This window comes from Nonomuraea turkmeniaca (assembly GCF_005889735.1).
In the GTDB taxonomy this organism is placed as follows: domain Bacteria; phylum Actinomycetota; class Actinomycetes; order Streptosporangiales; family Streptosporangiaceae; genus Nonomuraea; species Nonomuraea turkmeniaca.
Genome location: NZ_VCKY01000371.1, coordinates 1 through 7,122 on the forward strand (window position 1 = coordinate 1; position 7,122 = coordinate 7,122).

Sequence of the window (7,122 nt, forward strand, 5' to 3'; positions counted from 1 at the left end):
AGGTGGGGGTGGCAGTGGTGGTGCCGGTCTGGCCGCATCCGGCCAGCACCAGCGTTCCCAGCAGCGCGCCCGCGAAGGCCGTGCGTACGGGCCTCACGAGTAGTCCTTTCACACTGTCGGAACCGAGAGACCCGCGATGTGCGACGGATCACCCTTTTCCACGAGGGTTGATGGCGTCAGCGCAGAGGCAGGCGACCTGGCTATGACAGTTGCGGGACAGCGCCGGACTCGCACCGGACTTCGCTGCGCACTGCGCGTCGGACAAACGCTATCAATCCCCCAAATGGCCGCGCCGTCAAGGGGCGAGTTGGGCCTCGGCCTCGGCGATGATCCGCTGCAGCCGGAGCCCGTGGGCGGCGTCGAGGGGGTGGCCGCCACCGTTCCTGACGGTCGTGGCGAACTCCTCGGCGATCACGTCCAGGGGGTCGTCGTCGAAGGGCAGGAGGACGGCGTTGCCGGTGCGGCCGTACACGGCGAACGTGGCGGGCGGCAGGTCGCCGACGGCGGCCATGCACAGCGACGCCTCGGAGACCGCGCCACCCTCGTGCTCCAGCAGCAGGCCGGTCCAGCCGAGCGACCTGCCGTGCGCGCGCACGCCGGTCACCGGGCCGAGTGCGGCGGCCAGCAGGTCGATCACGTGCGGGCCGACGTCGAGCAGCGCGCCGCGCTCCAGCCGCCAGGGGGTGGCGAAGGGATGGTCGCCGAGGAGGGCGCCGGAGATGTTCGCGGCGTGGCCGCCGAACGGCTCGATCTCGTGGCACCGGGCGAGGAACGTGCGGGTCTGGACGGCGTACCGCAGGGTGAGCACCATCTGGGACCCCACACCCGCCTCCGCTATCGCGTCGGCCAGCCTTCGCGCGTCCTCCAGTGAATCCGCCAAGGGCTTCTCCAGCAGCAGTGCCTTGCCGGCGCGTGCGGCACGGACGCCGAGCTCGGCCTGCACGGCGGGCGGCACGCTGAACGCCACGGCCTCGCAGGCGTCGAAGAGGTCCTCGATCCGCTCGAACACGGGGGCGCCGAGGTCGGCGGCCGCTTCGGGACGTCTGGCCCATACGCCGGCCAAGCGGGTGTGCGGGCTCTTGACCAGCATGGGCGCGTGCGCCATACGTGCCCACGGCCCTGCCCCGATCAGCCCGACAGCCACCGGCTCCATGAAACCTCCGTTGAATTGGGATTCTCTCGGCATATCTCCCACATTCGGGAAGATCCACGCCCTTTCCGAACGGAAATCCACCGACTTTTCCAACACACCGACCGTCCCGTCGCCCACGCCCACCGGCCGGCTCCTGCGACGGCGCCCGTAAGGCCGGCTCCTGCGGGATGGTGTGCCCGGCGACCCAATGTCGCACGGCCGTTCGGTTGAGGGCGGTGTCGGCACCGTTCGGCCGACGTGCGCCCAGGCGTCACGACGCGGCTGGATCGCAGGCGCTGCAGACGCGAGGCGCAGGTGGGGCGGGCGCAGGTGGAGCGGGCGGCGGCAGGCCTGGCCGGGGTAGCCCGGGCAGCCGGGTCATGGGTGGTCGCGTGACCGCTGGATGGCGTGCTGGGGGCGGTGGGCCAGGGTTCCCGAGTCGATGACGAGGGTCTGGCCGGTGATGCAGCGGCTCTCGTCGGAGGCCAGGAACGCCACCAGGTTTGCCACGTCGTCCACCGTGCACGGCCACGGGAGCAGGCGTTCCGCGGCCTTGTCGGCCAGCTGGGAAGGCGTCAGGGCACGCTGGGCGGTCGGCGTCATGACGAGGGCGGGGGCGACGGCGTTGCAGCGGACGCCGCGGGCGCCGTACGCGGTGGCGACGTAGCGGGTGAAGCCGATCAGGGCCGACTTGGAGGCCCCGTACGCGGCGTGGACCGTGTCGCCGACCAGCCCGGACACCGATGACATGAGCACGATGGCGCCGCCGTCGGGCATGACGGGGACCGTGTGCTTGACCATGAGCAGGGCGCCGCGCAGGTTGACCTCCATGGTGCGGTCCCAGACACCCACGTCGAGCGTGTCCAGCTCCCGGTCGCGGCCGTACACCTCGCGATCGAGCGCGGCGGCGTTGGCGTGCAGGACGTCCACCCGGCCGAACGACGCCACCAGGGCCGCGACCGCCTCCTCCACCTGTTTCTCGTCGGACACGTCGCAGGTCAGTGCCATGGCCGTGCCGCCGTGGGCGCGGATGGCGGCGGCGGTGGCCTTGGCGCCGGCCGCCCGCAGGTCGAGCGCGCCCACGAAGGCGCCTTCGGCGCCGAGCCGGGCGGCGCAGGCCGCGCCGATCCCGGATCCGGCCCCGGTCACCAGCGCGACGCGCCCGTCGAAGCGCCCGGTCACCACGCCACCAGCAACGAGGGAAGGCCACGGCCGACGATCGACTTCCGGTACACGATCGGCTGCCCGGGTACGAGCCGCAGCCCCGGCAGGCGGCGGCCGAGCACGTCGAGCGCCGTCCGCAGCTGGAGGCGGCCGAGTGCGGCGCCCACGCAGAAGTGGATCCCGTAGCCGAAGACCATGTGGTCGGCGGCGTTCGGGCGGTCGATCCAGAAACGTTCGGGCTCGGGGAAGACGGTCTCGTCGTGGGCGGCGGAGTCGGTGGACAACAGGACGAGGGCGCCCGCCGGGATCGTCACGCCGTGGAGAGAGATGTCGGTCGCGGCGTAGCGGAAGGAGCCGAGCGAGGCGCCGTCGATGCGCATGCACTCCTCGGCCGCGTTCCCGGCCAGTGACGGCGGCACCGGCCAGGCGTCCTCCCTGAGCAGGCGCAGAACGGTGTTGCCGAGCTGGTTCGGCACGGTGTCGTTGCCGCCGAGCAGGATCGTGGAGATCAGCTCGACCACCTCCCTGTGGGACAGCTCGTCCCCGATGAGTGAGGTCATCAGCGAGGTGAAGTCGTCCTGAGGGTCCTTGGCCCGGGAGGCCACCAGGCGGTCCACGTAGTCGAGATAGGTCAGGAAGCTGTCGGCCAGCTCCAGCTGGCGCTCCGGCGGCTGCGGCGACAGGAAGAGCTGGAACCAGTCCTTGACGTGCGCCTGCACGAACGCCTCGTCGGACTCGGGCACCCCGATGAAGCGGGCGGTCAGCTTGATCGACGGCTCGTGCCCGATCTCGGCCACGAAGTCCGCACCGCCCTGGGGGGCGACCCTGTCGAGCGGCTCCTCGTTGAGCTGCCGGAACGTCTCCTCCATGGCCGCGACCGCGCGCGGGGTGAACGCCTTCGACACCGACCGGCGCAGCCGGGTGTGGTCGGGCGGGTCCACGTTCGCCACGAAGCTGGACAGGAACGAGCCGTGTTCGCCCAGCTTCTCCCTCGTCTCGGCGGTCAGGCTGCGGGAGATCGTCAGCGAGCCCTTGGAGGAGAAACGCCGCGGGTCGCCGTAGGCCGCCCGCACGTCGGCGTACCGGGTCAGGACGTACGCCTGGAGGTGCTCGCTCCAGAACACCGGCGACTCGGCACGGAGCCGGGCGAGGAACGGGTACGGGTCGGCGACGTGCCAGTCCGAGGTGACGTCGAAGTCCTCGATCATGTGAAGATCCTCCGCGGGTTGTCGACGAGCATCTGGTGGAGCTGGTCGTCCGTGACACCCCTCTTGCGGAGCTCGGGCACGACGTCGCGGGAGATGTGGAGAAGGTGGTAGTTCGGGTGGCGTTGGCGTACGACGTCGGCGTCGAAACGATCGTTGAAGCAGTACGAGTCGTGACCTAACACCATCTTTCCGGCGTGTCCGCGTTCGCACATCGCGACCACGACCGACACCCGGTCCTCGAACGAGCTGATCGTCTCGATGCCGAAGCGGTCCATCCCCAGGTAGGAGCCGTTCGCGACCAGCTCTTCGAGGTACGCCACGTCCGTCGCGTCACCGGCGTGCCCGATGACCACCCGGCCGAGGTCGACGCCGAGCGAGGCGAGCAGGCGCTGCTGCTCCAGACCGCCCCTGGAGGCGCTGTGGGAGTGGGTGGTGATCGGCGTGCCGGTCTCCAGGTGTGCCTCGGCGACCGCCCTGAACACCCGCTCGCAGCCCTTCGTCATGCCCAGGTGGTCGGAGGCGCACTTGAGCATGGCGGCCTTGACGCCGGTCCGCCCGATGCCCTCGACGATGTCCCGGACGAAGAACTCCGCCAGCCGGTCCGGCCCGCCGAACAACGACCCGGGCCCCCGGTTGCCGAAGTACGGCGGCAGCGCGTCGTAGGTGTAGAGCCCGGTGGCGGCCACGATGTTCACGCTGGTCAGCTCGGCCACCCGCTGCACCGACGGGATGTGCCGGCCCAGACCGATCACCGTCAGGTCCACGATCGTGTCGACGCCCTCGGCCTTCAGCGCGTCCAGCTTGCCCGCCGCCTCCCTGGCCCGCGTCTCCAGGTCCCAGCCCTCCGGGATGTCCGGCCAGTTCCACAGGATCTCCGGGCTCAGCCCGAAGACGTGCTCGTGCATGAGCGTCGCCCCGAGGTCGGCGACCGGGCCTCTCACGGTTTCAGGCACGGGAACCTCTCGTGCTCGAACGGCCGGTTCACCTGGAGCCCGAGCCCGTCGGTCTGCGAGTACGGCAGGCCGGTGTAGAGGGCGTCGGCGTCGAAGTAGGTGACGGTGAACGACAGCCGCGGGCTGTCGTGGCGGTTCGCGGGCGCGCCGTGCACGGTCAGCGCGTGATGCACGGTCGCGTCGCCGGCCTTGAGGTCGAGCGGCGGCGACACCTCCAGCTCCTTCAGCCACGGATGCTGGCTGAGCTGGTCGTCGCCGGGCCGGGTGAAGCTGCGCCCGAGCAGGCCATGGCGGTGCGAGCCTTCGTAGAACCTGAGCGAGCCCATGTCGGCGGGTACGTCGGCCAGCGCCAGCCACACGGTCAGCATGGCCGAGCGGTCCATCGGCATCCAGGGGAAGTCCTGGTGGAACTCGGTGGCCCCGTGCTCGCCGGCCTCCTTGACCAGGAGGTTGGTGACCTGCACGCGGACCGCGCGGACCCCCCGCAGCAGCCGTACGGCGTTGCGCCCCATCTGGGGGCTCATGGTCATCGCGCCGAACATCTCGTCGCTCGCGGCGATGTCCCTCGCCTGCCCGAACGCCTGGTCGACCGGAGTCTGCTTGCCCTTCGCCCGGCCGCTCAGGTAGCCGGTGGCCCGCTCGCGCAGTTCGGCCGCGGTGCCGGGATCGATGAGCCGGCCGAGCCGCACCCAGCCGTGCTCGTGGAAGAACGCCACCTCGTCGTCGGTGGCGTGGCGCACCGGGATCTCCATGGCCTCAGTCTCGCACCTAAAGCAAGCGCTTGGTAAGAGGACGATTTGAGTACCCCCTACTCATGCGCACCACCCGGGCCCCACCTCACCCTCGGGAGTATGACCACAGTTGAGACATCCCCCACCATCGCCGGCTTCACCCGGTACGCCATGATCGTGTGCGCGGTGGTCGCGCCCCTCGTGCTCGCCCTGACGCTGCTGTTCGCCCCCCACGAGGCCACGGCCGAGGGCGAGGCCTACATCCGGTCCTTCGTCGCCAATCTGGACGGTTACGCCCTGTGGAGCTGGCTCGGCGTCCTGAGCATCGCCGCCTTCATCCCCGGAATCTTCGCGGTGAGCAAGGTGGCCAGGTCGGGACGGCCCGTACTCGGGCTCGTGGGCATGATCCTCGCCTTCATCCTGGCACTCCCGATCGGCATCGACACCGACGGCGTGATCTACGCCGCCACCAAGATCGGGCTGGACGTGCCGACCACCAACCGGCTGGTGACGGAGATCGACGAAGGGCTGCCGACCTCCGCCCTCGGGTTCTCCTTCTTCCTGAGCCTGCTGGGCTTCGTCCTGCTGGGCATCGCCGCCCTGCGTAGCGCGGCACCCAAGTGGGCGGCCATCGCCATGATCGTGGCGCCGTTCCTCATCCCCGTCGCCTGGATCGCGCAACTCGGCAACCTGGCGGCGGGCGCGGCCTGGCTGGTCTTCGCGGCCGCTTCCGGCGGCATCGCTCTCGCCCTGCCGCCCGCGCAGCGCACCTGATCGGCGAGCGGCTGTACAGTCTTTCCCAAGCGCTTGCTCAACGCCATGGGAGGGACCGTGCGGCCGTTCAGGTTCGGGGCTGTGGTGCGGGAGGCGGAGTCGGGCAAGGCGTGGGCCGAGAGGGCCAGGCGGCTGGAAGGGTCCGGGTTCGATGTGCTGCTGGTGCCCGATCACCTGGTCGGACCCCGGTTCGCGCCCATCGCGGCGCTCACCGCGGCGGCCTGCGCCACCGACCGGCTGCGCGTCGGGACGCTGGTGTTCGCCAACGACTTCAGGCATCCGGCGGTGCTGGCCAAGGAGACGGCGACGCTGGACCTGCTGTCCGGTGGCCGGCTGGAGGTCGGGATCGGGACCGGGTGGATGGCGCAGGACTACGCGACGGCCGGGATGACGCTGGAGGCGCCCGGCGTGCGGGTGGAGCGGCTCCAGGAGGCGATCACGGTGCTCAAGGGGCTCTGGGCGGACGGTCCGTTCGGCTTCCACGGCCGGCACTACCGGATCGACGGGCTCGACCAGCGGCCCAAGCCCGTGCAGCGGCCGCACCCGCCGCTGGTGCTGGGCGGCGGCGGGCCGCGGGTGTTGCGGCTGGCGGCCGAGCAGGCAGACGTGGTGAACATCGGGATGCGGGTACGTCCGGACGGCAGCGGGCCCGACAGCAAGGACGGCGGGCTGGAGGCGTTCCTGGGCAAGCTCCGGCACGTCCGCGCGGCCGCCGGCGACCGCTACGCCCGCCTGGAGCTCGGTACGAGCGTGGTCCAGGCGGGAGAGCGGAAGGCGGAGGAGGCGTGGAGCGCGGCCGACAGCTCGTCGCTGGACGAGACGCCCCAGGTGCTCCTCGGTACGCCTCGCGACATGGTTGACATGCTTCACTATTGGCGGGATGAGCACGATATTTCGTACTTCGTGGTGCACCACGAGCGCGATCTCCCCGTCCTCCTCCCCGTCGTCGAGGAGCTCGCTACGGCACGAGGATGACCTTGCCCATGGTGTTCCTGCTCTCCAACGCCTCGTGCGCCGCGGCGGCCCGGGCGAGGGGGAACGCCTGGACGGCGGGCGTGAGCGCCCCGCTCGCGGCCGCCTCCAGAGCCCGGACACTCAGGTCCCGCACGCCCCCGTCACGCCCCAGCAGGTGACCGATCCCGTCGTGCACGGTCACCCCC

The 7,122-nt window shown here is 70.9% G+C and carries 8 protein-coding genes; 2 read left to right on the plus strand and 6 right to left on the minus strand.

Annotation, left to right across the window (positions count from 1 at the left end; all coding sequences use genetic code 11):
* Positions 1 to 295: 295 nt before the first annotated feature.
* The 5 genes from ETD86_RS51315 to ETD86_RS51335 form a co-directional block, all read right to left on the minus strand.
* Complete coding sequence (locus ETD86_RS51315; RefSeq protein ID WP_138673886.1) at positions 296 to 1,153, minus strand: Gfo/Idh/MocA family protein; 858 nt, start codon at positions 1,151 to 1,153, stop codon at positions 296 to 298.
* A 357-nt stretch (positions 1,154 to 1,510) separates the two neighbouring features.
* Positions 1,511 to 2,314 carry an SDR family NAD(P)-dependent oxidoreductase gene (locus ETD86_RS51320; protein WP_170223752.1) on the minus strand — a complete coding sequence of 268 codons (804 nt, stop codon included), beginning with the start codon at positions 2,312 to 2,314 and terminating at the stop codon, positions 1,511 to 1,513.
* On the minus strand, positions 2,311 to 3,504 hold the full coding sequence (locus ETD86_RS51325) for a cytochrome P450 (RefSeq protein ID WP_138673888.1): 1,194 nt from the start codon (positions 3,502 to 3,504) through the stop codon (positions 2,311 to 2,313). Before ETD86_RS51325 ends, ETD86_RS51320 begins: the two co-directional genes overlap by 4 nt.
* The gene (locus ETD86_RS51330) at positions 3,501 to 4,457 is read right to left on the minus strand and encodes a phosphotriesterase family protein (RefSeq protein WP_138673889.1); all 957 of its coding nucleotides are present in this window, start codon (positions 4,455 to 4,457) and stop codon (positions 3,501 to 3,503) included. The genes ETD86_RS51325 and ETD86_RS51330 overlap by 4 nt, the downstream gene beginning before the upstream one ends.
* The gene (locus ETD86_RS51335; RefSeq protein ID WP_138673890.1) at positions 4,442 to 5,209 is read right to left on the minus strand and encodes a phytanoyl-CoA dioxygenase family protein; all 768 of its coding nucleotides are present in this window, start codon (positions 5,207 to 5,209) and stop codon (positions 4,442 to 4,444) included. Before ETD86_RS51335 ends, ETD86_RS51330 begins: the two co-directional genes overlap by 16 nt.
* A 99-nt stretch (positions 5,210 to 5,308) precedes the next feature.
* Between ETD86_RS51335 and ETD86_RS51340 the strand changes: the two genes are divergently transcribed.
* Positions 5,309 to 5,962: a hypothetical protein gene (locus ETD86_RS51340; protein WP_138673891.1), complete on the plus strand. Its 654-nt coding sequence runs from the start codon at positions 5,309 to 5,311 to the stop codon at positions 5,960 to 5,962.
* A 57-nt stretch (positions 5,963 to 6,019) separates the two neighbouring features.
* Entirely contained in the window at positions 6,020 to 6,937 is a 918-nt protein-coding gene (locus ETD86_RS51345) for a TIGR03621 family F420-dependent LLM class oxidoreductase (protein ID WP_246149479.1), read from the plus strand.
* Here the strand turns inward: ETD86_RS51345 and ETD86_RS51350 are convergent.
* A partial coding sequence (locus ETD86_RS51350) for a zinc-binding dehydrogenase (RefSeq protein WP_138673893.1) occupies positions 6,921 to 7,122 on the minus strand: 202 nt, incomplete at its 5' end. The genes ETD86_RS51345 and ETD86_RS51350 overlap by 17 nt on opposite strands.

Bases quoted from the DNA above. Each gene is read 5' to 3' on its own strand.
- ETD86_RS51340 (WP_138673891.1), top strand. From the start codon at position 5,309: ATGACCACAGTTGAGACATCCCCCACCATCGCCGGCTTCACCCGGTAC.
- ETD86_RS51315 (WP_138673886.1), bottom strand. From the start codon at position 1,153: ATGGAGCCGGTGGCTGTCGGGCTGATCGGGGCAGGGCCGTGGGCACGT.
- ETD86_RS51335 (WP_138673890.1), bottom strand. From the start codon at position 5,209: ATGGAGATCCCGGTGCGCCACGCCACCGACGACGAGGTGGCGTTCTTC.
- ETD86_RS51325 (WP_138673888.1), bottom strand. From the start codon at position 3,504: ATGATCGAGGACTTCGACGTCACCTCGGACTGGCACGTCGCCGACCCG.